Origin of the sequence: Stenotrophomonas sp. MH181796, from assembly GCF_009659995.1 — a bacterium.
In the GTDB taxonomy this organism is placed as follows: Bacteria; Pseudomonadota; Gammaproteobacteria; order Xanthomonadales; family Xanthomonadaceae; genus Stenotrophomonas; species Stenotrophomonas riyadhensis.
Genome location: NZ_RAHU01000007.1, coordinates 296,658 through 322,906, shown reverse-complemented (window position 1 = coordinate 322,906; position 26,249 = coordinate 296,658). Strand labels below are relative to the sequence as shown.

21 protein-coding genes and 11 tRNA genes are annotated in these 26,249 nt (G+C 64.5%); 28 read left to right on the top strand and 4 right to left on the bottom strand.

The features are described from left to right. From D5301_RS18720 to D5301_RS18700, 5 genes are all read left to right on the top strand, one after another. Positions 1-3,603, top strand: a complete 3,603-nt coding sequence (locus tag D5301_RS18720) for a hypothetical protein (protein ID WP_153856525.1) — start codon at positions 1-3, stop codon at positions 3,601-3,603. After that, positions 3,603-4,604, top strand: a complete 1,002-nt coding sequence (locus tag D5301_RS18715; protein ID WP_153856524.1) for a hypothetical protein — start codon at positions 3,603-3,605, stop codon at positions 4,602-4,604. The genes D5301_RS18720 and D5301_RS18715 overlap by 1 nt, the downstream gene beginning before the upstream one ends. Positions 4,605-5,719: 1,115 nt before the next feature. After that, a complete protein-coding gene (locus D5301_RS24295; protein WP_228756443.1) occupies positions 5,720-6,745 on the top strand; it encodes a hypothetical protein in 1,026 nt (341 codons plus the stop codon). Then, on the top strand, positions 6,735-6,968 hold the full coding sequence (locus D5301_RS18705) for a hypothetical protein (RefSeq protein ID WP_004152742.1): 234 nt from the start codon (positions 6,735-6,737) through the stop codon (positions 6,966-6,968). Before D5301_RS24295 ends, D5301_RS18705 begins: the two co-directional genes overlap by 11 nt. A 147-nt stretch (positions 6,969-7,115) precedes the next feature. Next, entirely contained in the window at positions 7,116-7,907 is a 792-nt protein-coding gene (locus D5301_RS18700) for a DNA adenine methylase (protein ID WP_153856523.1), read from the top strand. Between the two features lie 3 nt (positions 7,908-7,910). On the opposite strand, the gene D5301_RS18695 is transcribed toward D5301_RS18700, so the two are convergent. Continuing rightward, entirely contained in the window at positions 7,911-8,576 is a 666-nt protein-coding gene (locus D5301_RS18695; RefSeq protein WP_153856522.1) for an SOS response-associated peptidase, read from the bottom strand. Positions 8,577-8,713: 137 nt separating this feature from the next. Between D5301_RS18695 and D5301_RS18690 the strand changes: the two genes are divergently transcribed. The 19 genes from D5301_RS18690 to D5301_RS18600 all read left to right on the top strand — a co-directional run bounded on the left by D5301_RS18690 (position 8,714) and on the right by D5301_RS18600 (position 21,161). After that, entirely contained in the window at positions 8,714-9,142 is a 429-nt protein-coding gene (locus D5301_RS18690) for a BLUF domain-containing protein (protein WP_153856521.1), read from the top strand. A 155-nt stretch (positions 9,143-9,297) separates the two neighbouring features. Next, a complete protein-coding gene (locus D5301_RS18685) occupies positions 9,298-9,795 on the top strand; it encodes a hypothetical protein (RefSeq protein WP_153856520.1) in 498 nt (165 codons plus the stop codon). Positions 9,796-10,129: 334 nt separating this feature from the next. Next, a tRNA-His gene (locus D5301_RS18680) sits at positions 10,130-10,206 on the top strand. 79 nt (positions 10,207-10,285) lie between these two features. Beyond that, positions 10,286-10,361 (top strand) — tRNA-Lys (locus D5301_RS18675). A 196-nt stretch (positions 10,362-10,557) separates the two neighbouring features. After that, positions 10,558-10,633 (top strand) — tRNA-Lys (locus D5301_RS18670). A gap of 220 nt (positions 10,634-10,853) precedes the next feature. Next, positions 10,854-11,222, top strand: a complete 369-nt coding sequence (locus D5301_RS18665) for a hypothetical protein (protein WP_153856519.1) — start codon at positions 10,854-10,856, stop codon at positions 11,220-11,222. Positions 11,223-11,361: 139 nt separating this feature from the next. Beyond that, positions 11,362-11,446: transfer RNA gene (locus tag D5301_RS18660), tRNA-Leu, on the top strand. 189 nt (positions 11,447-11,635) lie between these two features. Continuing rightward, positions 11,636-12,931, top strand: coding sequence for a trigger factor (gene tig, locus D5301_RS18655; protein WP_049400909.1), 1,296 nt, complete (start codon positions 11,636-11,638; stop codon positions 12,929-12,931). A gap of 76 nt (positions 12,932-13,007) precedes the next feature. Beyond that, positions 13,008-13,634: an ATP-dependent Clp endopeptidase proteolytic subunit ClpP gene (gene clpP / locus D5301_RS18650; protein ID WP_004146318.1), complete on the top strand. Its 627-nt coding sequence runs from the start codon at positions 13,008-13,010 to the stop codon at positions 13,632-13,634. 126 nt (positions 13,635-13,760) lie between these two features. Then, complete coding sequence (gene clpX, locus D5301_RS18645; RefSeq protein ID WP_004154600.1) at positions 13,761-15,050, top strand: ATP-dependent Clp protease ATP-binding subunit ClpX; 1,290 nt, start codon at positions 13,761-13,763, stop codon at positions 15,048-15,050. Positions 15,051-15,192: 142 nt separating this feature from the next. Further along, positions 15,193-17,643 (top strand): endopeptidase La, encoded by a 2,451-nt coding sequence (gene lon, locus D5301_RS18640; RefSeq protein ID WP_049422624.1) that lies wholly within the window; start codon positions 15,193-15,195, stop codon positions 17,641-17,643. A 217-nt stretch (positions 17,644-17,860) separates the two neighbouring features. Beyond that, complete coding sequence (locus D5301_RS18635) at positions 17,861-18,133, top strand: HU family DNA-binding protein (RefSeq protein ID WP_004146343.1); 273 nt, start codon at positions 17,861-17,863, stop codon at positions 18,131-18,133. A gap of 11 nt (positions 18,134-18,144) precedes the next feature. Next, positions 18,145-18,219: transfer RNA gene (locus D5301_RS18630), tRNA-Val, on the top strand. Between the two features lie 26 nt (positions 18,220-18,245). Then, a tRNA-Asp gene (locus tag D5301_RS18625) sits at positions 18,246-18,322 on the top strand. Positions 18,323-18,405: 83 nt separating this feature from the next. Continuing rightward, positions 18,406-18,482: transfer RNA gene (locus D5301_RS18620), tRNA-Asp, on the top strand. Positions 18,483-18,588: 106 nt separating this feature from the next. Next, positions 18,589-18,665 (top strand) — tRNA-Asp (locus tag D5301_RS18615). An 87-nt stretch (positions 18,666-18,752) separates the two neighbouring features. Then, positions 18,753-18,829 (top strand) — tRNA-Asp (locus D5301_RS18610). Between the two features lie 106 nt (positions 18,830-18,935). Next, positions 18,936-19,012, top strand: a tRNA-Asp gene (locus D5301_RS18605). A gap of 193 nt (positions 19,013-19,205) precedes the next feature. Further along, complete coding sequence (locus tag D5301_RS18600; RefSeq protein ID WP_153856518.1) at positions 19,206-21,161, top strand: peptidyl-prolyl cis-trans isomerase; 1,956 nt, start codon at positions 19,206-19,208, stop codon at positions 21,159-21,161. A 210-nt stretch (positions 21,162-21,371) separates the two neighbouring features. Here D5301_RS18600 and D5301_RS18595 read toward each other — a convergent pair whose 3' ends face one another. Both D5301_RS18595 and gloB read right to left on the bottom strand, forming a co-directional pair. Beyond that, the gene (locus D5301_RS18595; RefSeq protein WP_110711227.1) at positions 21,372-22,571 is read right to left on the bottom strand and encodes a lytic transglycosylase domain-containing protein; all 1,200 of its coding nucleotides are present in this window, start codon (positions 22,569-22,571) and stop codon (positions 21,372-21,374) included. Beyond that, entirely contained in the window at positions 22,568-23,332 is a 765-nt protein-coding gene (gloB, locus tag D5301_RS18590) for a hydroxyacylglutathione hydrolase (RefSeq protein WP_005412427.1), read from the bottom strand. Before gloB ends, D5301_RS18595 begins: the two co-directional genes overlap by 4 nt. A gap of 11 nt (positions 23,333-23,343) precedes the next feature. Between gloB and D5301_RS18585 the strand changes: the two genes are divergently transcribed. Genes D5301_RS18585 through dnaQ form a run of 3 tightly spaced genes read left to right on the top strand, consistent with a single transcriptional unit; the run spans position 23,344 to position 25,189 of the window. Then, positions 23,344-23,988: a methyltransferase domain-containing protein gene (locus tag D5301_RS18585; protein WP_153856517.1), complete on the top strand. Its 645-nt coding sequence runs from the start codon at positions 23,344-23,346 to the stop codon at positions 23,986-23,988. A 12-nt stretch (positions 23,989-24,000) separates the two neighbouring features. Beyond that, a complete protein-coding gene (gene rnhA / locus D5301_RS18580) occupies positions 24,001-24,453 on the top strand; it encodes a ribonuclease HI (protein ID WP_005408275.1) in 453 nt (150 codons plus the stop codon). A 4-nt stretch (positions 24,454-24,457) separates the two neighbouring features. After that, positions 24,458-25,189, top strand: a complete 732-nt coding sequence (dnaQ, locus tag D5301_RS18575; protein ID WP_110711231.1) for a DNA polymerase III subunit epsilon — start codon at positions 24,458-24,460, stop codon at positions 25,187-25,189. Positions 25,190-25,258: 69 nt separating this feature from the next. On the opposite strand, the gene D5301_RS18570 is transcribed toward dnaQ, so the two are convergent. Further along, a complete protein-coding gene (locus tag D5301_RS18570) occupies positions 25,259-25,963 on the bottom strand; it encodes a PP2C family serine/threonine-protein phosphatase (RefSeq protein WP_005408277.1) in 705 nt (234 codons plus the stop codon). A 164-nt stretch (positions 25,964-26,127) separates the two neighbouring features. Here D5301_RS18570 and D5301_RS18565 point away from each other — a divergent pair. After that, positions 26,128-26,218, top strand: a tRNA-Ser gene (locus D5301_RS18565). The last annotated feature ends 31 nt before the right edge of the window (positions 26,219-26,249 follow it).

Below are 26,249 nucleotides of genomic sequence, written 5' to 3'. Positions count from 1 at the left end.
ATGACGATCCTTGCAACCGATATCAAGATGCGCCAGTCGCAGCGCCTCACCGACAACCCTGATGGCGGCGGCCGTATGGTCCAGGCCGAGATTGTCGATGGAGCGATGAACAACCTGTTCCCCGACATCGGTGATGAAGAGCGGACCACGGGACGCTCCACGCTCCGCAAGATGTTCGTGCATGTGGACACGCCCGGACCGGACGTGCTCAAGGATGCGATCGCGGTGCTGATCGACCCGCCGTCCGACCCGCGCGTCACCGTGACCATGTTCGCCACCGGCTCCTACAGCGATGTGCGCCTGGACGCCAAGAACCGGGTGGAGAGCTACATCACCCGCGGCACAGAATCGCGATTCATCCTGCTGGGCGACCACTTCATCGGCCAGATGACGATCCAGGTCTACACCACCAAGGATGCGCCGAGCCCGGACATCAACGACAACCTGAGCCTGCTGACGCTGGCTGCCTCGGGGCGCGATCCCGGCGAGCAGTACGTGCGGGTGAAGAACGTGCTTTCTCGGACGACACGGACGTTCACCGACGACCAGGGCGCTTTCGAACGTGACGTGCTGGTGATCGAGCTGGTCAACGCGCTGCTGCTCAACTTCTACGGTCAGGAGGTCATTCGGTACACCGCGACGAAACCGGCCACCCGGGTCTATGAAACCAATGTGGTTGATGCCACCAGCTACCACAGCGTGAAGCGCCTCACGGCTGCCGGGAAACCCGGTGACCTGTCCGTGCAGATCGACTCGCCCTATGTGCCGATCGTCCCCACGTCCACCGCTGAAACCGCCGTGAGCGACGTTCTGGCTGGTATGGGGACGTTGAGCCACGTCCCCTCGGGGCCGGTCAACAGCCTGGCCCTGAGCTTCACCAGCGCATTCGTGGCCGGTGTTTCCGTCACTCGCTTCCTGGGCACGGGCATGGCTGTCGGCAGCGTGAAGGTGCTGGTGGGCAGCGTCGAGCTTTCAGATGACGGCACCGGCGGCCTGGCGTCTGGAGCGGTCACGCCCTGGTCGGGCACCGTGGATTATCAGACTGGCGCTGTGTCGCTGGTTCATTCCACCGGTGTGGGCAGCACAAGCGTCAGCATCACCGCCACGCCCGCCGGCACCATTCCCATGCAAGGCTTCACCGATGAGATCGCGGTGACCCAGAACAATCAGGGCATGGTCTGGCTGGCACAGTTGGCGCCGCTGCCGGCGCCGGGCACTGTCGTGGTGGACTACCGTGCGCTTGGACGCTGGTACCGCCTGACCGACAACGGTCGTGGCCAGCTCGTTGGCAAGCCCGGGCAGGGCAGCGGCACCATCAACTACATGACCGGCTCTCTGGTGCTGACCACCGGTGCGCTACCCGACCTGGACAGCAGCGTCATCAGCGCCTGGGGCACATCGATCATCGCCGAGGCCCGTGCAGGCGACACCAACATCAAGCCCCCTGCATTGCGGTTCATGCTGGGCAATGCCGGTGCCGTGCCTGGCACCGTGCGCCTGACGGTGCGGGTGGGCGGCGCGGATGTGAACGTGGTCGACAATGGCGTCGGTGGCCTGCTCATCGCTGGTCAGCTTCGCGGCTCAATCGTCTATGCAACGGGAGAGTGCCTGCTGCAACTGGAGACGCTGCCCGACGCCAATAGCCAGGTGGCGGTCAATTACGACTGGGGTGAGCCGCTTCATGCCGCGCCGCAGCCGGTGCCGGATGGAAACGGCCTGGTCTCATTCACGCTGCCGCAGGGTCCGGTCAAGCCTGGCTCGGTGATGCTGGATTGGGTAATCACCGTCATGCGCGACGCGTACGATCTGGCTTCCGCGCCACAGCCCATGCGCGTCATCGCCAAGGACGACGGCAACGGCAACCTGGTGGCTGTCTCGGTGGGCGACACGGCCGCCACCACCGCGCTGGGGGCTATCAATTACAGCACCGGCGCGGTGAGCCTGCAGGCCGGAAAGTTCATGGTTCGTCAGGTGTCGTACCCGCAGTACGAACTGCGCTCGGGAAGGTTGAAGGTGGTGGGCTATGGCCGCGTGGACGTGCTGGCGCAGTTCTCCGCAGGCACGCTCGTCTCGGTTGGCTGGATTCTGGCTGGTGCTGGCACGGAATCGGCCGAGGAATCGCTGCCACTGCCGCCGGTGTCCCTGCAGCTGACACCGACCATCAGCGACAGCATCGTGCCAGGCAGCGTCAGGTTCAGCTTCCGTGGCCGGACCTACGTGGACCGCAGTGGCGGTCTGTATCACACCGTCGACCCACTGACCGGGGCGGGTGTGTACGCCGGCACCATCGACTACACCGCTGGCGTGGTGAGCTTGACCCAATGGCTGGCCGGTGGCGCCAACGGCGTGCAGATCCAGTCTCTGCTGACGCGTATCGGTGACCCGGGCGTTGCCAACAGCTTCTTCCGTGCGCCCGGCTCGCCGCTGCGGCCGGGTATGTTCACGCTGCGCGCCAACCGCCTGGACGGCGAGCTGCTCACGGCAACGGCCGATATCAACGGCGTGATCTCCGGTGCGCAGATCCGCGGCATGGTGGACTGGGAGAGTGGTGTCGCCAAAGTGCAGTTCGGCCAGTTGGTGCCGGTGGCTGGCAATGAGGGCCAGCCCTGGTTCGATCCAGACCTGGTGGAGGGCGACCGGATCTGGCGCCCGGCGCTGGTGTTGGCCGGCTCCATCTACATGGGGGCGGTCGTCTACCGCTCGATTCCGCTGTCGGAGGTTGTCATCGGCCTGTCGTCGGTGCGGCTCCCGAGCGACGGGCGCGCCCCGGCCTTCAAGCCCGGGCAGACAGTCTTGATCCACCACACCGCCAAGCATGTGGTGGCCTCGCCCCAGGCGAATCAGACAGTTTCCTTCGGTCGTGGGCGGGTGGCGGCCATCGAGGTTCGCGACTCGCTGGGCGCGCCTGTGGATGCGGCATGGTTCGTGGCTGACCTGGACGTGGGCACGCTGAAGTTCAGTGATCCGCTGAACCTTTCTGCCTACGCGCTGCCCATCACGATCAGCGAGCGCGTTGAGGATCGGCGGCTGGTGGTGCAGCCGCAGATCACGGGCGAGATTGAGATCAACACCGGCCTGACCCATGACTATCCAGTGGGCGAGGCGATGATCAGTACCGCCCTGCGTCTGGGCGAGGCCAATGGCTCGCTGGATCTGCAGGCGCGGGTGGTGAACCTGTTTGATCAGGCCGCCTGGTCAAACGTATGGGCCGATGCGCCCTCCGGCAGCGTGGCCCCTGGTACCTACAACGACACCGACTATCCGCTGGTGGTGACCAATGCGGATGCAATCACTGAGCGTTGGGCTGTGCGGTTCACGTCCGCGACGCAGTTCGAGCTGATCGGTGAAACGGTGGGCGTGATCGCTTCAGGCAACACAACGTCTGATCTTGCGCCGGTGAATCCACGCACAGCGCAGCCTTACTTCCGCATGCGGAAAGAGGGGTGGGGCGGTGGTTGGTCGACCAACAATGTGGTGCGGTTCAACACCGTGGGTGGTCTGGCTCCGGTGTGGATGATTCGCACGACGCTGCCTGGGACCCCGGAAGTGGTTACCGATTCAACTCGTATCCAGGTAATCGGCAATATCGAAGGAGCCGCATAATGGCCTCGCTGCCTCGAATCTATCGTTCTACTGACCCTGGTGCCCCGCAGTTGAGCGGCGTGGCTGGCAGCCTTGTGGCACTGCTGGATGCGGTGCTGGTTAATGGGTATGGGGTCGGTGCCGATTTCAAGCCTGGCGCAGGCTGGGTTCGAACCTTCACCGCGACTAACAAGCGCGTATACCGCAACAATCACGTGGATGGTTCGGGCGGCTATCTTCGTGTTGAGGAGCCGAGCGCGACGCCCGGATACGCGTACGCGCGAGCTTACGAAACGATGAGTGATGTCGACGCCGGGACTGGGCCCGCACCCACCACCGGGCAGCGCGCCAATGGAATTCTCCTGTTGAAGTCAAGCGAGAACAACGGAAATTCTCGGCCCTGGGAGATCATTGCCACGGATCAGGCGATGTACCTCTTCGTGAACTATTACAGCCTGCCGTCTTCCAATCCGTACATGGCAATCCCGGCATTTCCATTCTTTGCCGGGGACATCGAGTCATTTCTTCCAGGGGACAAATCGCACTTCATGGTGGGCGGAAACGCGATGGTCACCCCGGCCAACAGTGTTGGGGATGGTTTGCTGCACACGACAACCTCGCTCTATGGTGGCATGCCTAGCAGTGTCTGTTGTTATGCACTCAGGGCCTACACACAGCAGCCCGGATCGATCCCTTTGCATCTGGTAAATCCGAGCTACGGCACCGACGGAAATGCGATTGGATCGGGTGGCGTTGTGTTTCCAGATCCGATCTCTGGCGGTGTCTTGATCGAACGGCCGCTGATGAAGGAAGGGGCCTATCTGGCAAGGGGGTGTCTGCCAGGTGCGTACTCCCCATTGCATGCGCGGCCATTTCTGAGTGGTGAGATGTTGGTCGATCTCGATGCGTTTCCGGGGAAGACTCTTTACGTCAAATCCTTCAATGTGCTGAACAGCAATTCGCCGTCTGCGATAGGGCCGTACGCAGGTCAGTTTCTGATCGATATGACGGCAAAGTGGTGAGCCATGCGTGCCCAAAATCGTTCTTTCAGGATTTCCAAGGCAGTTATTTTCAGGGGGGCTTTCTACCTTGGGGGAGACTTGCCGAGTGACCCGGGAAACCCGGACAGCCCCGATGGCCGTGCGCGCGTGCTCAACCAGCCGGCCGTGGTAAGGGTTCGAGTGTTGGAGCGCCGTACGATGGCTCTCGTGGCCGACGTTCGCAGCAACCCCGATGGCACGTGGCGGGTCGAGCGAATCGCTGACGTTGAGTACATTGTTCTTGGCTTGGATGAGGCTGGCCGCGTTAACGCTGCGATTCAGGATTGGGTCCGGCCTGCTCCCATGGTGCGCTGATGGCAAAGCCTGGTGCGTTTGCATCGCTCAATCTGGGCCCCAAGCATTTGGGGTCTGGCGCATACCTACCTCTGAACTTGGGGGTGGAGTGGGACGACCAGCCTGTCGAACCGGTGATTCGGGGCATTCGACAGCAGTCTCGGCTCACGTGGACGCGTCCAGATCGCCGCAGGACGCTGAGTCAAATTGGATGGGGAAGCGGCGCTTCGCTAACCGTCCAGACCAGTGCTGCGTGGGCGCTCGGTGAGCGCGTTGGGCGCGACACCGCTATTTGCTGGGCCGCATCCGACCTTGCCAGGCAAGAGGTTTCGAGCGCATGGCGTTCCGAGATGGGTTGGGTGGGTAGCGGGACTGACCTGCGGTGGGCGCAGCAGGGGCTACTGACGCCGAACCTTGCATTGCCGTGGGGTGGGCGTCTGCGTTCGGTCGGTCTAGGTAGTCAGCTCCCTTGGCGCGCGCTCGCTACAGCTCGGGAATCGAGCCTTCTTCGCTGGCATGGATGGTGGCCGAAAGCGGACGCGATCACTGAACTGGCGTGGCGCGTTCCTCCCGCGAGTCGCCGTTACGCAAAGTTGCCGTGGGGGGCTGCAGCCAAGCTCTCGTGGGGTGTGCGCCCCGGGCCTGGACCAGACCCTGACCCAGATCCTGAAAGTCCCTTCCCTCGGGGGGATCAGGTCGGTCTGAATCTGGGGTGCTCTGTCGTGGGCGTGCTGGGCCTTGTCCCTCTCAATCTTGGCGTCGCCGCTTGCTATGTGGTGCGCCCTCAACGCAGGACCTATGTCGTGATCAACTCCGTATCTCTTGTCCGCCTCCCTGATCGCGTCCCCATCGAGGTGACCCGCATCTCGCTTGGTGCCAGTCGCGGCACGTGGGGGTGGACGTTCGATATCGAGCTGGCAGATCCGCAGCAGCTCGCGTTGCTGAAGCCCACCGCCGCAGGGCCCAGGCAGTTCGAGGTCAATCTCAATGGCTACGTCTGGACGGGCATCATCGAGAGCTTCCAGAAGCAGAGGGAGTTCAATGGCGGAGGTGTTCGCTTGAGCGGTCGTTCCCGCACCGCCCTCCTGGCAGCGCCGTACGCGCCGGCTCGGGTCAAGGCCACCACGGAAGAACGCAGCATGGCGCAGCTGGTGGCAGAGGAGCTGGCCGATACCGGCTTCACCAGCACGTACGACACCGTCGACTGGAACGTGCCGGCAGGCGCTTGGTTCTACGACGCCAGCACGCCGCTGGACGCCATCAGCGCGCTCGCCGAAGCGAGTGGGGGTGTTGTCCAGTCGGACCCCGCCGCGCTCGCCATGCGCGTGCGGGCTGCCTATCCGGTCAGTCCGTGGGATTGGCGCACCACGCAGCCAGATCACGTACTGCAGGAGGACATCGTGCTGACTGAAAGCCTGCAGATGCGCAGCGCGCCGTTGTACGACGCGGTGGTGGTGACGGGGGAACTGGCAGGGAAGGGAGTGACGTGCAAGGTGCGCAAGTCGGGAGAGGAGGGGCGCCTTTACGCCCAGCAGGTCAGCAGCCCCTTGATCACCGTGCCGGCAGCCGGCGCGGAGCGGGGCAGGAACATCCTGTGCGATCGCGGAGAGCAGGCTGCCGTTGACCTGACGGTGCCGTTGTTCGCGAAGCCACTCAAGGCTGGGGAGGTTGGGCTGCTGCTGCCCCTGGACCTGGTGGAGGTGGTCGGTGCTGATGGCACGTGGCACGGCCAGTGCGAGTCGTTGCGGATCGAGGTGTCTGCCGACGACCGGGCTGTGGTGATTGAGCAGACAGCAACCCTGGAGAGGCACTACACCGATGCGGACTGACCTGTGGGATCAATTCGGTGACCTGGTAGGCGGCAGCCCGAGGCTGATCGCTACCGTCACCGCGCACAACTCTGATGGCACCAGCAGTTTGACCACCTACGACGGGGTGCAGATGCGCGCCTTCGGGCAGCTGCAGCTGACGGTTCCGTACAACGTCTGGGTGCGTGGCGGCAGGTTGGTGGAAGCTGCACCGAATCTGCCGCTCTATGAATTGACTGTCTGACGAAACAGGGCGCTGCCCAGATGCCGGCAAGCATCCAGGCAGCGCCGCAACACAGGTGATCTCAGCACCTGGCATTGGCCGTGGCCCCGTCGCCCTCGCGAGAGCGGCGGGATTGTCGGCTCCTCCTATCGCAAATACTGAGAACCCATGCCCAAGCCCATCATTTCCTGGCCGGGCGGCAAGCGCCGCCTACTGAAGCACCTCTATCCGCACTTCCCAATCCACGACTGCTATGTCGAGGCTTTCGCCGGCGGCGCTGCATCGCTGCTGATGCGGCCATACCCAGCCCAGATGGAAGTGCTCAACGACATCAACGGCGAGCTGGTGTCCCTGTACCGCTGCGTGCGTCATCACCTGGACGAATTCGTGCGCATGTTCCGCTGGTCGCTGGTGTCGCGGCAGATGTTCGAATGGGCACAGATGGAGCGGCCGGAGACCTTGACCGACATTCAGCGCGCAGCGCGCTTCTACTACCTGCAGAAGCTCGCCTTCGGCGGCAAAGTGCAGGGGCAGTCGTTTGGTGTGGTGACTGCCGGCGGTCCACGGTTGAACCTTCTGCGCATCGAGGAGGAGCTGAGCGCCGTGCATCTCCGCCTGGCGAACACGGTGATCGAGTGCCTGCCATGGCAGGAGTGCGTGCGGCGCTACGATCGCCCGGGGACACTGTTCTACCTGGACCCGCCGTACTGGGAGACGGAGGGTTATGGCGTTGAGTTCCCGTTTGCTGAGTACGAGGCGATGGCCGAGCTGATGCGCACCTCGGCCGGCCGCTTCGTGGTCTCGATCAACGACCATCCTGAGATCCGCGAGGTCTTCGCTGGCTTCGACCTGGTGCCGCTGCAGCTCGACTACACCATTGGCGGCGGGCAGGGGAGGGGGAAGAAGTTCGGAGAGTTGATCATCAAGAGCTGGGACGACAGCCAGGCCACCCTGCTGTAGGCGTCACGCAACTTGCTGGAGTAGATCCTCGCGATTGTTGCGTGGCGTGTTGACGGTGCGGCTTACCCGGTACGCTTCCATGGATGGAGGCGAGCTTGCCAGCAGCATCGCCATGGCATCGTCCGGGCTGGCCGCCATCCAGTCATCGATCTGGTCGGCCTGTAGCCAGACCGGCATGCGGTCGTGGATGTCGGCCGAGACGCCGCTACTGTCGCCGGTGATGATGGTGAAGGTGCCCAGGTTGCCATCGGGCAGTAGGGGGCTGGTGTCCTCCCACAGGCCGGCGGCCAGCAGCGGCCCGATTGCATGAATGAACCACGGGTCCTTCTTTCCGTCCTCGGGGCTCACCGACCACTCGTAATAGCCCGCCATGGGGATCACGCAGCGCCGCTTCTTGAACGCCGACCGGAAGGCGGGCTTGGTGGCCACCGTCTCGATACGGGCGTTGATGGTCGAGCCCTGCAGGCCCTTGGCTTTCGCCCAGAAAGGGAGCAGGCCCCACGCTAGGCGGGTAACCTGCCGGCCTTCGCCCCGATCCAGAATCACCGAGGCGCGCTGCGTCGGCGCCAGGTTGTAGCTGGGCTGGATCTCGGCCAGACCGGGGGCAAGGTCAGCCAGCCCCGGCTGGCCGAAGTCGATCACGGGGAGCTGGACGAATCGGCCGCACATGGCCGGAGGGTAGCCCGGCTGAGCGTGGCCGGGACGTGTAGGGCCCGGGCGAACTGTGACGCCGGTCAGGCGGCCTCTACGCGAAACTTACGGTAGCGGTTCTACGCTCGGACTCCCCATGGAGGCCGGAGAGAGACATGCCCAACAGGGCTGTTGTATTTGTCAGCGAAGCGGTCGGCGACCTGACCACGGCCAACCTGTCCAAGATCATGGCGGACGCAGAGCGATTCAATCGCACTGCCGGGGTTACCGGCGTCACGCTGTTTGATGGGCGGAGGTTCCTCGCGTACATGGAGGGGCCGCCCGACGGCCTGGATGTGGCCTTCTCCAGAGCAGCGGGCGCCACAAGCCATTCAAGCCTGATCGAGATTGCACGGGGGCGGGTCGGGCAGCGCCGGCTTCCCTACTGGCCGATGCGTTGCATCCCCCTGTCGCCGCCGGAGCTGGTGCAGCTGGTGCGGGCCGACTGGACTTCCTTCCTGCAGCGGGGAGGCGATCAAGCTGGCCCAGCCACCGCCATGGAGATGCTGGTGGCACTGGTCGAGCCGTTCGCCGAGGCTGCCTGAGCAGCGCCGCACCGGCACCCCGCAAGGCGATTCGGGCAAATTGACGATTTCGTCAAATCGCTGATGCAGCGCTTAACAATCCCTTCCCAGAACGGTTCAGGCAGGTCGCCACTGCGTTCGCAGGATCTGCGACGGCCGGCCGTATCCTTCCGCCCATGCAACACTCCCACGGCTTCCGCACCGCACCTATCCCCTCTGGCTGGGTCCAGACCGGTGAGCGCTGGGCGCTCTGGTACAACGGCCGGGAAACGGCGAACGTCACGCTCGATGGCGGTCCCGGCGTCCGGCTCTGGATGGAAGGCCAGAAGATGTGGCACACAAAGGAAGCGCGCGCCGCCAACGTCCGACAGGCGAAGCGCTACGCGGAGCGCTGGTGCGCGGCCAGGCTGTACCCCGACCTACCGCTGCGCGAGGCCGTCGCCCGTCTGACCGACAGCACCCCGATCCTGCCGCCGCCGCCACTTCCTGGTCTGCCGCCGACCCGCGAGCAGCAGCAACAAGCCCGGCGCTTGGCTGAGGCTGGGGCGGAGGAGGTGGAGCGCATCAAGGCAGCGCTGGAGCCGCGTAAGCCACCGGCCCAGATGAAACCCCGTCCGAGGGACGCACGTAAGGCATGGGTGAGGGCAGGGTTGCGCGATCTACGTGGTTGGTGAGCGGAGAGGGTTCCCGAATACACGGGAGCTGCTCATTGCGAGACTAGGGGCCTGTCCGCAGGCGTCCTGAATTGAACTCAATCTAAGCTATTGACTACAATGCAGAGTCCGCCAGCCTTCTAAGCCGGCGGTTACAGGTTCGATTCCTGTCGGGCGCGCCATCGGCGAGCACCGGGATCGCATCGGCGGATGTGAAGAAGTGCTTGCAAAAGGGTAAAGACTCCACCAGAATATCGGACTCGCTTCGGCGGACCGGAACTTCGGTGACAGTCTCCAGGCAACGGTTTGAGGTTCCAGCGTCAGCGGTATCGGCGATGGAGCAAAAGTTTCAGTGGTGGCTGTAGCTCAGTTGGTTAGAGTACCGGATTGTGATTCCGGTGGTCGGGGGTTCGAATCCCCTCAGCCACCCCACTGATTCAACCGCATCGGCGCAGCCGAAACGGTATTGCAATAAACAGAAAGCACGCTACAATGTGCGTCTGAGTTTCACGGGCCGTTAGCTCAGTTGGTAGAGCAGTTGACTCTTAATCAATAGGTCCAAGGTTCGAATCCTTGACGGCCCACCAAGACGGAAGCCACCTGGTACGCCAGGTGGCTTTTTTCTTATTAGTGTGACCCTTTCGTTTCGATGGATCACAGGTTGCAGAGCCCCGCCTGGCGTGGATCTGCAACGCAGCGGGATCGCAGTGCTGGTTTCAACGATGTTGAAGAAAGTGCTTGCACCCTCCGAGCGGATCGGGTCATAATTCGCGCCCCGATTTCGGGCTGTTAGCTCAGTTGGTAGAGCAGTTGACTCTTAATCAATAGGTCCAAGGTTCGAATCCTTGACAGCCCACCAGACAAAAGCCACTTGGTTCGCCAAGTGGCTTTTTTCTTGCCTGTACGCCGGGTTGCGCGTCATCCACGCATGGCGTGGATCTGCTGAAGCGATGCTGAAATCAGGGGCATACGCGTCATCAGTGTTTTCAATGCTGTGCGCTGCTTCTCAGCGCATCGCGTCCTGCATCGCACCCAATGGATCTTCCGCGTCGATGGCGCATGCACGAAGGAAGATGTTGATGACTGGTATCAATCGATTGCACCGCACGCTGTGGGTTCCCTTCGCGCTGATGGCGCTGGCTGCCTGCACGCCGGGCAATGATCCCGCGCAGACCGTCGAACGCGATGCTGGCACGGAGAGCACTCCGGCGCGCCCGGTGGGTGACGCCATGCAGATGCAGCCGGCTCAGCCTGCGGAAGGGGAGGTCCTGCCCGACGCGGTGGACGTGCAGCGCAATGCGGAGGGTTCGGTGGATGTGCGCAAGGCCGCGCCGGAGTCGGTGGCCCTGCGCCGTACCGACGACGGGGGCGTGGAGATCCGCAAGGTGGATCCTGCGGCCGGGCAGGGGGCCGATACGGCGCCTGCCGAGGCCAGGCCGCAGCACTGAACCACCGCCGCCCCGGCTGAGCGGGCGCTCGCCGGGGCGGTCCCAGCGCGCCAGTCGCGCGCGGATGGCCATGTTCAGTTTTGTGCAGGTCTTCCGCTTCCAGCCCCTGCCTGCGACAATGAACGCCTGTGCCGGCCACGCGAAAGTGGCGGAATTGGTAGACGCCCTGGATTTAGGTTCCAGTGCCGCAAGGCGTGGGGGTTCGAGTCCCCCCTTTCGCACCAGTGCCGGCCTGTCCCCGCCCTGATCGGGCCATCTGCGCCCACTTGACCGGCACGCGCTGGCAGTGCAGGCCGAATTGGGCGAAACTAAAGGGCTGCGGCAAGCAGGCGCGTCCCAGACGTCGTGTCCTTACAACCGTTTCATCCCAATCATCGAGCCGGGGGCCTGGGCCACCGGTGGCAGGAGTCAACATGCAAGCTTCGATCGAATCCACCGGCAACCTGGAACGCCGCCTGAGCTTCTCGCTGCCGGAAGAGCGTCTGCAGAGCCACATCGTCGGCCGCCTGGGCGAAATCGCCCGTACCACCCGCATCAAGGGTTTCCGTCCGGGCAAGGTGCCGGCCAAGGTGATCGAGCAGCGCTTCGGCGCGCAGGTCCGTGGCGAGGCGCTGGACGGCCTGCTGCGCGAAACCTTCGATGCCGCCGTGCGCGAGCACGACCTGCGCATCGTCGGCAGCCCGCGCATCGACAAGGGCGACGAGGGTGAATTCTCCTTCGTGGCCACCGTGGAAGTGGTGCCGGACTTCGGCGATATCGACGTCAGCAAGCTGACCGTCGTGCGCCACAGCGCCGAGATCACCGACGCCGACATCGACCAGATGATCGAGAACCTGCAGAACCAGCGTCGTACCTGGGCCCCGGTCAGCCGTGGCGCGCAGGACGGTGACCTGGTCGCGGTGGAAACCTGGTCGCAGGCCGGCGAAGAGCGCCTGCCGGCCGAAGGCACCGAGAAGGGTTCGATCGTGCTCGGCCAGGGCATGATGTTCGACACCATCGAAAAGGGCCTGGTCGGCCTGGCCAAGGGTGAAGAGAAGACCCTGGACGTCGAGTTCCCGGCTGACTGGCGCGTGCCGGTGCTGGCGGGCAAGACCGTGCAGGTCACCGTCAAGGTCGCTGAAGTGTCCGAGCCGGTCGTGCCGGCGGTCGACGAAGCCTTCATCAAGAGCTTCGGCGTGAAGGGCGGCGACGTCGAGCAGTTCCGCAGTGACATCCGTGCCAACCTGGAGCGCGAGCTGAAGGGGGCCCTGATGAACCGCCTGCGCCGCGAAGTGGGCGAGCAGCTGATCGCCGCCTATTCGTCGGTGGAAATGCCGCCGCGCCTGGTCGAGAACGAAGCCCGCGCCATGCTGGCCCAGCAGGTCGAGCAGATCCGCCGCAACGGCCAGAACGTCGGCGAGATCCCGGCCGATGCCCATGAAGGTTTCAAGGAAGCGGCCGCCAAGCGCGTGCTGGTCGGCCTGCTGGTCGGTGAAGTGGCCCGCATCAACGACCTGCGCCTGGAAGCCAAGCGCCTGAACGAAACGATGCGCCTGATCGCTTCGACCTACGAAGAGCCGGAACAGGTCATTGAGATGTACCGCAACGACCCCCAGCTGATGTCTGGCCTGCAGAACCGCGTGATGGAAGAGCAGGTGATCGACTGGATCGCCGAGCGTGCCCAGCACACCGAAGAGAAGCTGTCGTTCCAGGACGCGATCCGCCAGTAAGCCCGGGCGGATCACCGGATGCCCCGCGCCTTTGCCGGCGCGGGGTTGTTGCCCCCCAAGATAGGTACCTCACGTAATGGACAACCGAACCAAAGCCCTGAACCTGGTTCCGATGGTGGTCGAGCAGACCAGCCGCGGCGAGCGTGCCTACGACATCTATTCGCGCCTGTTGAAGGAGCGCCTGATCTTCCTCGTGGGCCCGATCGACGATCACATGGCCAACGTGGTGGTGGCGCAGTTGCTGTTCCTGGAATCGGAGAACCCGGAAAAGGACATCAACATCTACATCAACTCGCCGGGTGGCGTGGTCACCGCCGGCATGGCGATCTACGACACCATGCAGTACATCAAGCCGAATGTGAGCACCACCTGCATCGGCCAGGCCGCCTCGATGGGCGCCCTGCTGCTGGCCGCGGGCGAAGCCGGCAAGCGCTATGCGCTGCCGAACTCGCGCGTGATGATCCACCAGCCGCTGGGTGGCTACCAGGGCCAGGCCACCGACATCGACATCCACGCGCGTGAGATCCTGACCCTGCGTTCGCGCCTGAACGAGGTGCTGGCCAAGCACACCGGCCAGTCGCTGGAGACGATCGCCCGCGACACCGAGCGCGACAACTTCAAGAGCGCCTTCGAGGCGCAGGCCTACGGTCTGGTCGACCAGGTCCTGGAGCGTCGTCCGGATGAGTCGATCCAGGCCGGCTGACCGGCCTTCACGGGGCCAGGGAGGCCCCGTTCCTGCAGGGTCGGGCGGGACTGGTGTCCCCTCGGCCCTGTGCTATTCTCGAATCGAACCCCCGTTCAGCGGGTGGGGTAACTGGGTAAGCGAAGCATGAGCGAAGACCGCCAAGGTCGTTCCACGGACACCGGCAAGATCCTCTACTGCTCTTTCTGCGGCAAGAGCCAGCATGAAGTGCGCAAGCTGATTGCGGGTCCGAGCGTATTCATCTGCGATGAGTGCGTGGAGCTGTGCAACGACATCATCCGTGAGGAACTTGAGGAAAAGGCGCAGTCGGCGCGCAGTTCGCTGCCCAAGCCGCGCGAGATCCTCGAGGTCCTCGACCAGTACGTGATCGGCCAGAACCGCGCCAAGCGCACCCTGGCCGTGGCCGTGTACAACCACTACAAGCGCATCGAGAGCCGGCAGAAGAACGACGACGTCGAACTGGCGAAGTCGAACATCCTGCTGGTCGGCCCGACCGGTTCGGGCAAGACGCTGCTGGCCGAGACCCTGGCCCGCCTGCTCAACGTGCCGTTCACCATGGCCGACGCCACCACGCTGACCGAAGCCGGTTACGTGGGCGAGGACGTGGAGAACATCATCCAGAAGCTGCTGCAGAAGTGCGACTACGACGTCGAGAAGGCACAGCAGGGCATCGTCTACATCGATGAAATCGACAAGATCTCGCGCAAGAGCGAGAACCCGTCGATCACCCGCGATGTGTCCGGCGAAGGCGTGCAGCAGGCCCTGCTGAAGCTGATCGAAGGCACCGTGGCCAGCGTTCCGCCGCAGGGCGGCCGCAAGCACCCGCAGCAGGAATTCCTGCAGGTGGACACCAAGAACATCCTGTTCATCTGCGGCGGCGCGTTCGCCGGGCTGGACAAGGTGATCCAGGCCCGTTCCACCGACGTCGGCAGCATCGGCTTCGGCGCCAAGGTCAAGAGCAGCGAGCGCAAGCAGGAAGTGGGCAAGGTGCTGGCCGAAGTCGAGCCGGAAGACCTGATCAAGTTCGGCCTGATTCCCGAGTTCGTCGGCCGCCTGCCGGTGGTGGCGACCCTGGAGGAGCTGGACGAGCCGGCCCTGATCAAGATCCTGACCGAGCCGAAGAACGCCATCACCAAGCAGTTCAAGAAGCTGTTCGAGATGGAGAACGTCGAGCTGGAGTTCCGTCCGGACGCGTTGTCGGCCATCGCCAGGAAGGCGCTCAAGCGCAAGACCGGTGCCCGTGGCCTGCGCACCATCGTCGAATCGGTCCTGCTGGACACCATGTATGACCTGCCGTCGCAGGAAAACGTCAGCAAGGTGGTGGTGGACGAGTCGGTGATCGAGCACAAGTCCGAGCCGTACCTGATCTACCAGACCCCGGCGGCCCCTGAACAGAAGGCCGCAGGCGCCGAGTGATCCTTCCAGGTTGTTGATTGGAAAGGATTTTCAAGGAATGCCTTGCATCTGAAAGCCGATGGCCCCATAACGGGGCCATCGGCTTTTTTTGTCTCCGGAAGATGCCCTCCCGGAGGCGGTTTTCCCCTTCCCTGGAGCCCCCATGGCCCGTTCCCCAAGTGAAACCCTCGACCTGCCGGTCCTGCCGCTGCGCGACGTAGTGGTGTTCCCGCACATGGTCATCCCGCTGTTCGTCGGTCGTGACAAGTCCATGCACGCGCTCGAACAGGCAATGGAAGCGGACAAGCGCATCCTGCTGCTGGCGCAGAAGTCGGCCGAGACCGACGACCCGCATGCGGCCGACCTCTACCAGGTCGGTACGCTGGCGCAGGTGCTGCAGCTGCTGAAGCTGCCCGACGGCACCATCAAGGTACTGGTCGAAGGCCTGTCGCGCGTGCAGGTCACCCACGTCGACGAGCGCAACGGCTCGCTGCATGGCCAGGCCGTGGAGATCGACGCCACCGACGAGCGCGAAGCACGCGAGGTGGAGGCGATCGCCCGCTCGCTGATGTCGCTGTTCGAGCAGTACGTGAAGACCAACCGCAAGCTGCCGCCGGAGCTGCTGCAGACGCTGTCGGGCATCGATGAGCCGGCCCGCCTGGCCGACACCATCGCCGCGCACATCAGCGTGCGCCTGGCCGACAAGCAGCGCCTGCTGGAAACGCTGGCCGTCGGTGACCGCCTGGAGATGCTGGTCGGCCTGGTCGACGGCGAGATCGACGTGCAGCAGATGGAAAAGCGCATCCGCGGCCGCGTGAAGTCGCAGATGGAGAAGAGCCAGCGCGAGTACTACCTCAACGAACAGATGAAGGCCATCCAGAAGGAACTGGGTGACCTGGACGATGCACCGGGCGAGCTGGAAGAGCTGGCCCGCAAGATCGCCGAAGCCGGCATGCCGAAGGCGGTTGAAGCCAAGGCACGCAATGAACTGAACAAGCTCAAGCAGATGTCGCCGATGTCGGCCGAAGCGGCGGTCGTGCGCAACTACCTGGAGTGGTTGCTGGGCGTGCCGTGGAAGAAGCGCAGCAAGGTGCGCAAGGACCTGAAGGCCGCGCAGGACACCCTCGATGCCGACCACTACGGCCTGGAGAAGGTCAAGGAACGCATCCTTGAGTACCTGGCGGTGCAGTCGCGCGTGAAGCAGATGAAGGGCCCGATCCTGTGCCTGGTCGGGCCGCCGGGCGTGGGCAAGACCTCGCTCGGCCAGTCCATCGCCAAGGCCACCAACCGCAAGTTCGTGCGCATGTCGCTGGGCGGCGTACGCGACGAGGCCGAGATCCGTGGCCACCGTCGTACCTACGTCGGTTCGATGCCGGGCCGCATCGTGCAGAACCTCAACAAGGTCGGCAGCAAGAACCCGCTGTTCGTGCTCGACGAGATCGACAAGATGTCGATGGACTTCCGTGGCGATCCGTCGTCGGCGCTGCTGGAGGTGCTCGACCCGGAGCAGAACAACGCGTTCAACGACCACTACCTGGAAGTGGACCTGGACCTGTCCGAAGTGATGTTCGTGGCCACCTCGAACTCGCTCAACATTCCGGGCCCGCTGCTGGACCGCATGGAAGTGATTCGCATCCCCGGCTACACCGAGGATGAGAAGCTCAACATCGCCACCCGCTACCTGGTGCCGAAGCAGATCAAGGCCAACGGCCTGCAGCCGGAAGAGCTGGAGATCGGCAGTGATGCGATCCAGGACATCGTGCGCTACTACACGCGCGAATCGGGCGTGCGCAACCTGGAACGCGAGATCGCCAAGATCTGCCGCAAGGTGGTGAAGGAGATCGCGCTGGCTGGCCCGCAGCCGGTGAAGGCGAAGAAGGGGGCGAAGAAGTCCAAGGCGCTGGTCAGTGTGTCCAGCAAGAACCTGGACAAGTACCTGGGCGTGCGTCGCTTCGACTTCGGCCGCGCCGAGGAAGAAAACGAGATCGGCCTGGTCACCGGCCTGGCCTGGACCGAAGTCGGTGGCGATCTGCTGCAGATCGAATCGACGCTGGTGCCGGGCAAGGGCCAGCTGATCCTGACCGGCCAGCTCGGCAACGTGATGAAGGAATCGGCGTCGGCGGCACTGTCGGTGGTACGTTCGCGCGCCGTGGGCTTTGGCATCGACAGCGACTTCCTGCAGAAGCACGACGTGCACCTGCACGTGCCCGATGGCGCCACCCCGAAGGACGGCCCGAGTGCCGGCGCGGCGATGGTCACCTCGCTGGTGTCGATGCTGACCAAGGTGCCGGTGCGCGCCGATGTGGCGATGACCGGCGAGATCACCCTGCGTGGTCGCGTCACCGCCATCGGCGGGTTGAAGGAGAAGCTGCTGGCCGCACTGCGTGGCGGCATCCGCACGGTCATCATCCCGGAAGAGAACCGCAAGGACCTGGCCGACATTCCGGCCAACGTCACCCGCGATCTGGAGATCGTGCCGGTGAAGTACATCGAAGAAGTCCTGGACCTGGCGCTGGAGCGTCCGCTGGCACCGAAGAAGGCGCGCAAGAGTGCGCAACGTGTCACGGTGCGCAGCAAGGCCAAACCGAGTGGAAGCGCGCGCGTCAAGCATTGACGCGCGCTGTCCAATGGCCCGAAACCCGCGTCGTTGCTGGCTTTTCACCTTGCGTGGGGGTAGGGCCGCTGGTATAAAAGCAGCACTCGCGAATGAGTGATCGCTGTCAGCGATCACTGAATCGGCGAACCGTTTCCACATGGCGGCCGCATGCAGAACGCGTGCGGTTGCTTCCCTGTCGAATAAGCGGAACCCACCGCCAAAGGAGTTGTAGAGAATGAACAAGACCGAATTGATCGATGCCGTTGCTGAAGCTGCCGACCTGACCAAGGCCGAGTCCAGCCGCGCTGTCGATGCCGTCGTTGCTGCCGTCACCAAGGCGCTGAAGGACGGCGATGCGGTCACCCTGGTTGGCTTCGGTACCTTCCAGGTCCGCGACCGTGCTGCCCGCACCGGCCGCAACCCGAAGACCGGCGACACCATCAAGATCGCTGCTTCGAAGAATCCGTCGTTCAAGGCTGGCAAGGCCCTGAAGGATGCTGTAAACTAAGCGGCTCGCTGGGGTGCTTAGCTCAGCGGTAGAGCGTCTCCTTTACACGGAGAGGGTCGGGGGTTCGAAACCCTCAGCACCCACCACAGCACCGCGGTAAAAGTTTGAGTGCGGAGCGGTAGTTCAGCTGGTTAGAATGCTGGCCTGTCACGCCGGAGGTCGCGGGTTCGAGTCCCGTCCGCTCCGCCATTCAACGAGGCCTCCGGCCAAAAGCTGGAGGCTTTGTTTTCTTCCCGGCCCAGGCCGGTGGAAAACAAGCAAGGTAACAGTGCGGAGCGGTAGTTCAGCTGGTTAGAATGCTGGCCTGTCACGCCGGAGGTCGCGGGTTCGAGTCCCGTCCGCTCCGCCATTGCAGAATTCTTAAGTCCCTGTGAAAAAACTTTGAAAAAAGTGTTCATCGGGCTGGGTTTCCAGGAAGTCTTCGGATATACTGGGCGCCTGCAAAGTTTCAGTGCGGAGCGGTAGTTCAGCTGGTTAGAATGCTGGCCTGTCACGCCGGAGGTCGCGGGTTCGAGTCCCGTCCGCTCCGCCATTACATCGAGGCCCCCGGCCTAAAGCTGGGGGCCTTGTCTTCTCACCGACAGGCTCGGGAAGAAGACGAAAGGGTTTTTGCAAGAACGGAGCGGTAGTTCAGCTGGTTAGAATGCTGGCCTGTCACGCCGGAGGTCGCGGGTTCGAGTCCCGTCCGCTCCGCCATTGCAGAATTCTTAAGTCCCTGTGAAAAAACTTTGAAAAAAGTGTTCATCGGGCTGGGTTTCCAGGAAGTCTTCGGATATACTGGGCGCCTGCAAAGTTTCAGTGCGGAGCGGTAGTTCAGCTGGTTAGAATGCTGGCCTGTCACGCCGGAGGTCGCGGGTTCGAGTCCCGTCCGCTCCGCCAACTTTAAAAGCCCTCGGCGCAAGCCGGGGGCTTTTTCTTTGTGTCGTTCGCGCGGTCGGACGTGAGGCATGCATCTACCAGTGACGCGTTGCTGCAAGGATGCGGCGCAGGCCGCGCCGGCGCTGCTTTTGGTCCCTGCGGCGAAGCGGGTTACACTGCCGGGCTCGCCAATCAGGCCTTGTGATTCCTCACCATGCTGCAGAAACTCCGCGACAAGACCTCAGGCTGGATCGTCACCGTGATCCTGGGGCTGCTGATGATTCCGTTCCTGTTCGTGATCGACAACAGCTACCTCGGTGGCGTTGGCGCACAGAACGTGGCCAAGGTTTCCGCGCCTCCGACCTGGTGGCGTTCGGCACCGTCGTGGTGGCCGGTGCGCATGCTGTGGCAGCACCACGAGATCAGCGCGCAGGATTTCCGCACGCGTTTCGAGCAGGAGCGCATGCGTGAGCGCCAGCAGCAGGGCGAGAACTTCGACCCGCGCGCGTTCGAAAGCACTGAGAACAAGCTGGCCGTGCTCGATCAGCTGATCGACGAGCAGGTCGTGCGCCTGGTCGGTGAACAGGCGGGCGTGGTGATCGGGGACGGCGCGGTGCGCGAGTACATCGCGACCATGCCGGCGTTCCTCGATTCGAACGGCAAGTTCAACGAGAACAACTACCGCCTGGCCCTGGCCGGTGGCAATCCGCCGCGCACCCCGACCCAGTTCCAGGAGCTGGTGCGCGAGAGCCTGCAGCAGTCGGTGATCCCGTCGGGCCTGCAGAACTCCGGCTTCGTCACCCAGTCCGAGACCGAGCGTCTGCTGAAGCTGCTGGGCGAAACCCGTGACGTCGAGCTGGCCGCGCTGCCGGAAGTGCCGGCCGATACCGCGCCGGTCACCGATGCGCAGATCAAGCAGTGGTACGACGGCCACGGCAAGGATTTCCGCCAGGCCGAGAGCGTGTCGCTGGAATACGTCGAGATCAATGGCGCCAACCTGCCGGCACCGACCGCGGCTGACGAAGCGACCCTGCGCAAGCGCTATGAAGACGAGAAGGCGAAGTTCACCTCGCCGGAACAGCGCCAGGCTGCCCATATCCTGATCACCGGTGACGGTGCCGAAGCCAAGGCGAACAAGCTCGCTGCCGAAGCCAAGGCGGCGGGTGCCGACTTCGCGGCGCTGGCCAAGGCCAACTCGGAAGACCCGGGTTCGAAGGACCAGGGCGGTGATCTGGGCTGGGTCGAGCGTGGCGCGATGGTCAAGCCGTTCGAAGACGCCCTGTTCGCCGCCAAGGCGGGTGACGTGATCGGCCCGGTGAAGACCGACTTCGGCTACCACATCATCAAGGTCGCCGCGGTGCGTGGTGGCCAGGGCAAGTCGTTCGAGGAAGTGCGTGACACGCTGGCCGCCGAGCAGCTGAAGGCCGATGGCGAGCGCGGCTTCAACGAGCTGGCCGGCCACCTGGTCGATGCCATCAACAAGAGCCCGAGCGACCTGGCCGCTGCCGCCAAGGAAGTGAACCTGCCGCTGCAGACCCTGGGCCCGATCACCCGCGCGACCGCCAGTGGCATCGCCGCTGATCCGGCCGTGCTGCGCGCCGCCTTCTCCGAAGTGCTGGTGCAGGACGGTACCGCCAGCGATCCGATCGCCCTGGGCGGTGCCACCAACCACAGCGTGGTCATCCGCGTTGCCGCGCATACCCCGGAACAGGCGATGCCGCTGGACAAGGCCCGCGAGCAGGTGATCGCTGCGATCCGCGCCGACCGCCAGCGCCAGGCCAGCGACAAGGCCGCTGACGCCGTGCTGGCCAAGCTGAAGGCGGGCGCCACCCTGCAGTCGCTGGCTGCCAGCGAGAAGCTGCAGCTGAGCCCGATGCCGGGCCTGCCGCGCAGCCAGCCGGTGCCGACCCCGGAAATCAACCGCGCGATCTTCAGCGCGCCGGTGCCGGCCGAGGGCAAGCCGAGCTACGGCAAGGTCGACGTCAATGGCCACGCGCTGCTGTTCGCGGTGAACAAGGTGAACCCGGGCGACGTGAAGGAAGTGACCGCCGAGCAGCAGAAGCAGCTGAAGGACCAGCTGAGCCAGATCGATGGCATGGCCGCGGCCAAAGCCTACATCGAGGCGATGCGCAAGAAGTTCGTGATCCAGACCACCGAAGCGAACCTGTAAGCCCACCGGCTGCAGGTACGAAAAGGCCCGGCAATGCCGGGCCTTTTTTTGTGCCTTCGCCTCGTTTGTGGCGCGCTTGAGCTCTGGTAGTGGTCGAGCTTGCTCGACCGCCTTTTGTAGAGTCGAGCCGTGCTCGACTGCAGCTGCCGGGCGCAGGCATGAAAAAGCCGAGCATGGGCTCGGCTTTACAGGGAGGGCCTGGCTGGCGCGTCAGTCCTCGACGCGCAGTACCGCACCAGGCTTCAGCACGCTGCTGCCACTCAGGCCGTTCAGCGACAGCAGGGCCTTCACCGGCATGCCGTAGCGGCGGGCGATGGTCCAGGCCGATTCGCCATCACGCACCGTGTGGCGTCGGCTGCGCGGACGATCGGCGATCGCGGCGACGGTCTTGGCCACCTGCGGCGTCGGTGCGGCGGTGGCGACCGGCGCAGCGCTGGCGACCAGGGCCGTTGCGGTGTCCGCCACCGTCGCATTGGCGGCCGAGACCGGGGCCAGCACGCGGGTGGTGCCAGAGGCACGGCTGCCAGAGGCCAGCGCTGGGTTCAGGCGGGCGATCTTCGCCGGGTCCAGGGCGCGCTGTGCGGCCCACTGCTGGACGCTGGTGCCGGCCGGCAGGGTGTGGTCCTTCAGTACCGGCACGGTGCGGTCCAGCGAGGCCATCACGCCGGGCTGGTCTTCCACGTCTTCCAGCACGCAGGCCAGGGCATGCAGCTTCTCGACGTAGGCATGGGTCACCGGCGACAGGCCGGGCAGAGCCGACGGCTTGGCGTTCTGCGCGTTCATGCCGGCCTTGCGCATGGACTGCAGCACCCGGTATTCGCCGGCGTTGTAGGCCATGGTGGCCAGGCGCCAGTCGCCGCCGAACATGCCGTGCAGGGTCTTCAGGTAACGCACCGCGGCCTGGGTCGAATCGACCGCCGACAGGCGGCCGTCATAGCCGTTGGCCATCGGCACGCGGTGGTTGCGCGCCGTGGTGGCGATGAACTGCCACAGGCCGGTCGGGCCACTGCCGTTGCGGGCATTGGGCCGATAGCCGCTTTCCACGAACGGAATCAGCGCGAATTCGGTGGGCAGGTGGGCTTTGCGCAGCTCTTCGACCACGTAGCCGAACAGCACCAGCGCATCGTCATCCTGGTTGGCCAGGCGCGAGGGGGCATGGGCGAACTGCTTCTGCCAGCGCGGGCTGGTGGCCTCGGCGTCGCAGCTGGGCTCGGCCAGGCCGTCGCGGAAGCTGGTGAAGATCTCCTGGCCGTTGCGCACCGAAGCGGCGGGCAGCGCAGCCGGATCCAGCGGCAAGGCCGCAGCGGCGGTCAGGTTCTGGCTGATGCCGGCGCCCAGCGACTGCGCGCCCGCGGTTCCGGCCAACCCCAGGACAAGGCCCAGGGCCAGCGGCAGACTTCGGCGCATCATGCGCGGAAGCCGTCTTTCCAATGCCGGAGACCGGCCATCACGTCGACGTCGTCCACGACGTCACGGCCCAGGTGTGCAGACACCGACGCACGGATCGGCGCCGCGTGCACACGCAGGAAGGGATTGCAGTCGAATTCGTTGGCCAGGGTTACCGGCAGGGTGGAACGGTCATCGCGGCGCATGGCCAAAGCCTCCTCTTGGCGCTGCCACAGGGCAGCGTTGGCGGGGTCGACATGCCGCGCGAAGACGGCATTTGACACGGTGTACTCATGAGCGCAACAAAGCAGCAGTTGCGCGGGCAAGGTACCCAGCTTGCGCATCGATGCCAGCAGCTGGGACGGCGTACCTTCGAACAGACGTCCACAGCCCAGGCTGAACAACGAATCTCCGCTGAAAAGATGTTCAGCAGTGTGAAACGCGATGTGGCTGCGGGTATGCCCGGGCACGGATAGTACGTGGAACGTCCGGCCCAGTGCCTGAACGCGTTCACCTTCGCCGACCCGCTCGGTGGCCGTGGGGATGCGCTCTTCGACCGGCGCGATGACCCGTACACCGGGAAAACGTGCCTGCAGTGCGGGCACGCCACCGATGTGGTCGTCGTGGTGGTGGGTGAGTAGGATCGTGTCCACGCGCAGGCCCTGATCGGCCAGCGCGAGCACTGGCGCGGCATCGCCGGGGTCGACGACCACGGCAGTGCCATCGTCGGCGATCAGCGTCCAGATGTAGTTATCCGCAAATGCGGGCAGGGCAGTCAGTCGCATAGAATTGGACCATGCCCGCGCTGCAGAGCACCCGTCAAGCGAGCCAGACCCCGTGGTTCGACAGTGAACCGGCGGCAGCCTTGCGCGTGCTGGAGCGGCAATTGCTGCTGCCGCAGTTGTCATTGCTGCCAGCGCAGCCCTGGTTGTGGATCGCGCCGAGTGCGGCCTGGCTGGATGACGCGCAGCTCGGTGGACGCGGTCTGCGCCTGTATCGGCAGGGGCAGGGCTATGCAGGCGATACCCGCTGTGCGCTGCCGCTGCCGCTGGCCAATGAGAGTGTCAATGCGATCGTGCTGCAGCATGTCACTGCGGCCGACGCTGATCGGCTGCTCGACGAGTGCGAGCGCGTACTGATGCCGGGCGGCCATCTGTGGCTGAGCAGCCTCAATCCGTTCAGCCCGTATCGCACGCGCTGGCGCCAGCATGGACTGGTGGTGCGTACGCCACAGCGGATCCGTCTGCTGCTCGGCCGGCATGGGCTGGAGTGCGACGATATGCGTTACCTCGGTCCACTCTGGCGCGGGGCTGGCAGCCGCCGTGCCGATGGCTGGGCGCCACTGCGCGCGGCCTGCCTGTTCCATGCGGAAAAACGCACGCTGGCCCTGCCCGGGCCGAAACCGTTGCCGGTGCGTTGGCACGGCACCGTTGCTACCTGATCTGGAGTTGTATTGAAAACCATCGAAATCCACACCGACGGATCCTGCCTCGGCAATCCCGGCCCCGGCGGCTGGGCTGCGTTGCTGCGTTACAAGGGGCATGAGCGCGAACTGAGCGGTGGCGAAGCGCACACCACCAACAACCGGATGGAGCTGATGGCGGCCATTTCGGGGCTGGAGACGCTGACCGAGCCGTGCAACATCGTGCTCTACACCGATTCGCAGTACGTGCGGCAGGGCCTGACCCAGTGGATGCCGGGTTGGATCCGCAAGAACTGGAAGACCGCTGGCGGTGATCCGGTGAAGAACCGTGAGCTTTGGGAGCGGTTGCACGCGGCCACGCTGCGGCACCAGATCGACTGGCGCTGGGTGAAGGGTCATTCCGGCGACCCCGACAATGAACGCGTGGATACCCTGGCGCGCAACGCGGCGATCCAGATCCGCGACGCCAGCCCGGTAAACTGAGCCCATGCGTCAGATCATCCTCGATACCGAAACCACCGGCCTGGAGTGGAAGAAGGGCAACCGCATCGTCGAAATCGGCTGCGTGGAGCTGTTCAAGCGCCGCCCGACCGGCAACAACTACCACCAGTACATCAAGCCGGACTGCGAGTTCGAACAGGGCGCGCAGGAAGTCACCGGCCTGACCCTGGAGTTCCTGGCTGACAAGCCGGACTTCGCACAGATTGCCGACGAGTTCCTGGCGTTCATCGACGGCGCCGAGCTGATCATCCACAACGCGGCGTTCGACCTGGGCTTCCTCGACAACGAGCTGTCGCTGCTTGGGCCACAGTACGGCAGGATCACCGACCGCTGCACGGTGATCGATACCCTGGTGATGGCGCGCGAGCGCTTCCCGGGCCAGCGCAATTCGCTGGATGCGCTGTGCAAGCGACTGGGCGTGGACAACTCGCACCGTGCGCTGCACGGCGGCCTGCTCGATGCGCAGATCCTGGGCGACGTCTACATCGCACTGACCTCGGGTCAGGAAGAGATCGGCTTCGGATTGGGTGACGAAGAGGGGGGCGGTGCCGGTGCGGCGCTGCAGGCCTTCGACACCAGCAAGCTGCTGCCACGCCCGCGTGTGGTCGCCACGCCGTCCGAGTTGGAAGCGCATGCGGCGCGACTGGAGCGGCTGCGCAAGAAGGCCGGCCATGCGCTGTGGGATGGCCCGAAGGTGGAAGAGCCCGCCAGCGCGTAATGCCTGGGATGGGGGAGTGCCGGCCGCTGGCCGGCAGCGCCGCATCCACGCATGGCGTGGATCTACGGGTTAATGGCAGCGCACCAGGATCACGCTGATGTTGTCGCGGCCACCGCCGTCGAGCGCGGCCGCGACCAGCGTGTCCACGCATTCCTGTGCGCTGGCATCCTCAAAGGCGAGGGTGCGGGCAATGCCGCGGTCGTCCACTTCCTCGGTGAGGCCGTCACTGCACAGCAGCAGCTGCATGCCCGGGCGCAGCTCACCACTGGTGGTGGCCACGTTCAGATGCGCCGGATCGGTCACGCCCAGTGCCTGGGTGACCACGTTGCGATGCGGATGCGCGCGTGCCTGTTCGGCAGTCAGGTTGCCCTGGGCGACCAGCTCCTGCACCACGCTGTGGTCCTGGCTGAGCTGCGCCAGTTGGCCATCGCGCCACAGGTAGGCGCGGCTGTCGCCGACCCACGCCACTTCATAACGGTTGCCCTGTACCCGTGCGGCGACCACGGTGGTGCCCATCGGCAGCGTGTCGTTGCGCCGGCGCGAGGCGCGGATGATCTCTTCGTCGGCGGTGCGGATGGCCTGCGCCAGCGGCGCGCCACGGCGGATCTCGCGCACGATGGTTTCGCGCGCCAGCGCGCTGGCCACTTCGCCGCAGGCGTGCCCGCCCATGCCATCGGCCACCAGCCACAGGGCCAGCTCACTGTCACCGTAGTAGGTGTCCTCGTTGAGCTCGCGGCGCATGCCGGGGTGGGTGAGGTGTCCGAATTCGATCATGGGGGCTGTGGCGGGGTATTGCTGGGGAGATAGGCATCATCGGGTGGCTGCAGGCATCCGGCAAGGCATGCGCTCAGGAAATTTTCACTTCGTTGGCCGGAATGACTTGTCGTCGGCCCCACTTCCTCGTATGATGCGCGTCCCCGGTCCGCCGGGGACCACCCGGAGAGGTGGCAGAGTGGTTGAATGTACCTGACTCGAAATCAGGCAGGCGTTTATAGCGCCTCGGGGGTTCGAATCCCCCCCTCTCCGCCAGATTAAAGAAAAAGGGCTGCCGAAAGGCAGC

Bases quoted from the DNA above. Each gene is read 5' to 3' on its own strand.
- D5301_RS18720 (WP_153856525.1), top strand. From the start codon at position 1: ATGACGATCCTTGCAACCGATATCAAGATGCGCCAGTCGCAGCGCCTC.
- D5301_RS18715 (WP_153856524.1), top strand. From the start codon at position 3,603: ATGGCCTCGCTGCCTCGAATCTATCGTTCTACTGACCCTGGTGCCCCG.
- D5301_RS18705 (WP_004152742.1), top strand. From the start codon at position 6,735: ATGCGGACTGACCTGTGGGATCAATTCGGTGACCTGGTAGGCGGCAGC.
- D5301_RS18700 (WP_153856523.1), top strand. From the start codon at position 7,116: ATGCCCAAGCCCATCATTTCCTGGCCGGGCGGCAAGCGCCGCCTACTG.
- D5301_RS18695 (WP_153856522.1), bottom strand. From the start codon at position 8,576: ATGTGCGGCCGATTCGTCCAGCTCCCCGTGATCGACTTCGGCCAGCCG.
- D5301_RS18690 (WP_153856521.1), top strand. From the start codon at position 8,714: ATGCCCAACAGGGCTGTTGTATTTGTCAGCGAAGCGGTCGGCGACCTG.
- D5301_RS18685 (WP_153856520.1), top strand. From the start codon at position 9,298: ATGCAACACTCCCACGGCTTCCGCACCGCACCTATCCCCTCTGGCTGG.
- D5301_RS18665 (WP_153856519.1), top strand. From the start codon at position 10,854: ATGACTGGTATCAATCGATTGCACCGCACGCTGTGGGTTCCCTTCGCG.
- tig (WP_049400909.1), top strand. From the start codon at position 11,636: ATGCAAGCTTCGATCGAATCCACCGGCAACCTGGAACGCCGCCTGAGC.
- clpP (WP_004146318.1), top strand. From the start codon at position 13,008: ATGGACAACCGAACCAAAGCCCTGAACCTGGTTCCGATGGTGGTCGAG.
- clpX (WP_004154600.1), top strand. From the start codon at position 13,761: ATGAGCGAAGACCGCCAAGGTCGTTCCACGGACACCGGCAAGATCCTC.
- lon (WP_049422624.1), top strand. From the start codon at position 15,193: ATGGCCCGTTCCCCAAGTGAAACCCTCGACCTGCCGGTCCTGCCGCTG.
- D5301_RS18635 (WP_004146343.1), top strand. From the start codon at position 17,861: ATGAACAAGACCGAATTGATCGATGCCGTTGCTGAAGCTGCCGACCTG.
- D5301_RS18600 (WP_153856518.1), top strand. From the start codon at position 19,206: ATGCTGCAGAAACTCCGCGACAAGACCTCAGGCTGGATCGTCACCGTG.
- D5301_RS18595 (WP_110711227.1), bottom strand. From the start codon at position 22,571: ATGATGCGCCGAAGTCTGCCGCTGGCCCTGGGCCTTGTCCTGGGGTTG.
- gloB (WP_005412427.1), bottom strand. From the start codon at position 23,332: ATGCGACTGACTGCCCTGCCCGCATTTGCGGATAACTACATCTGGACG.
- D5301_RS18585 (WP_153856517.1), top strand. From the start codon at position 23,344: ATGCCCGCGCTGCAGAGCACCCGTCAAGCGAGCCAGACCCCGTGGTTC.
- dnaQ (WP_110711231.1), top strand. From the start codon at position 24,458: ATGCGTCAGATCATCCTCGATACCGAAACCACCGGCCTGGAGTGGAAG.
- D5301_RS18570 (WP_005408277.1), bottom strand. From the start codon at position 25,963: ATGATCGAATTCGGACACCTCACCCACCCCGGCATGCGCCGCGAGCTC.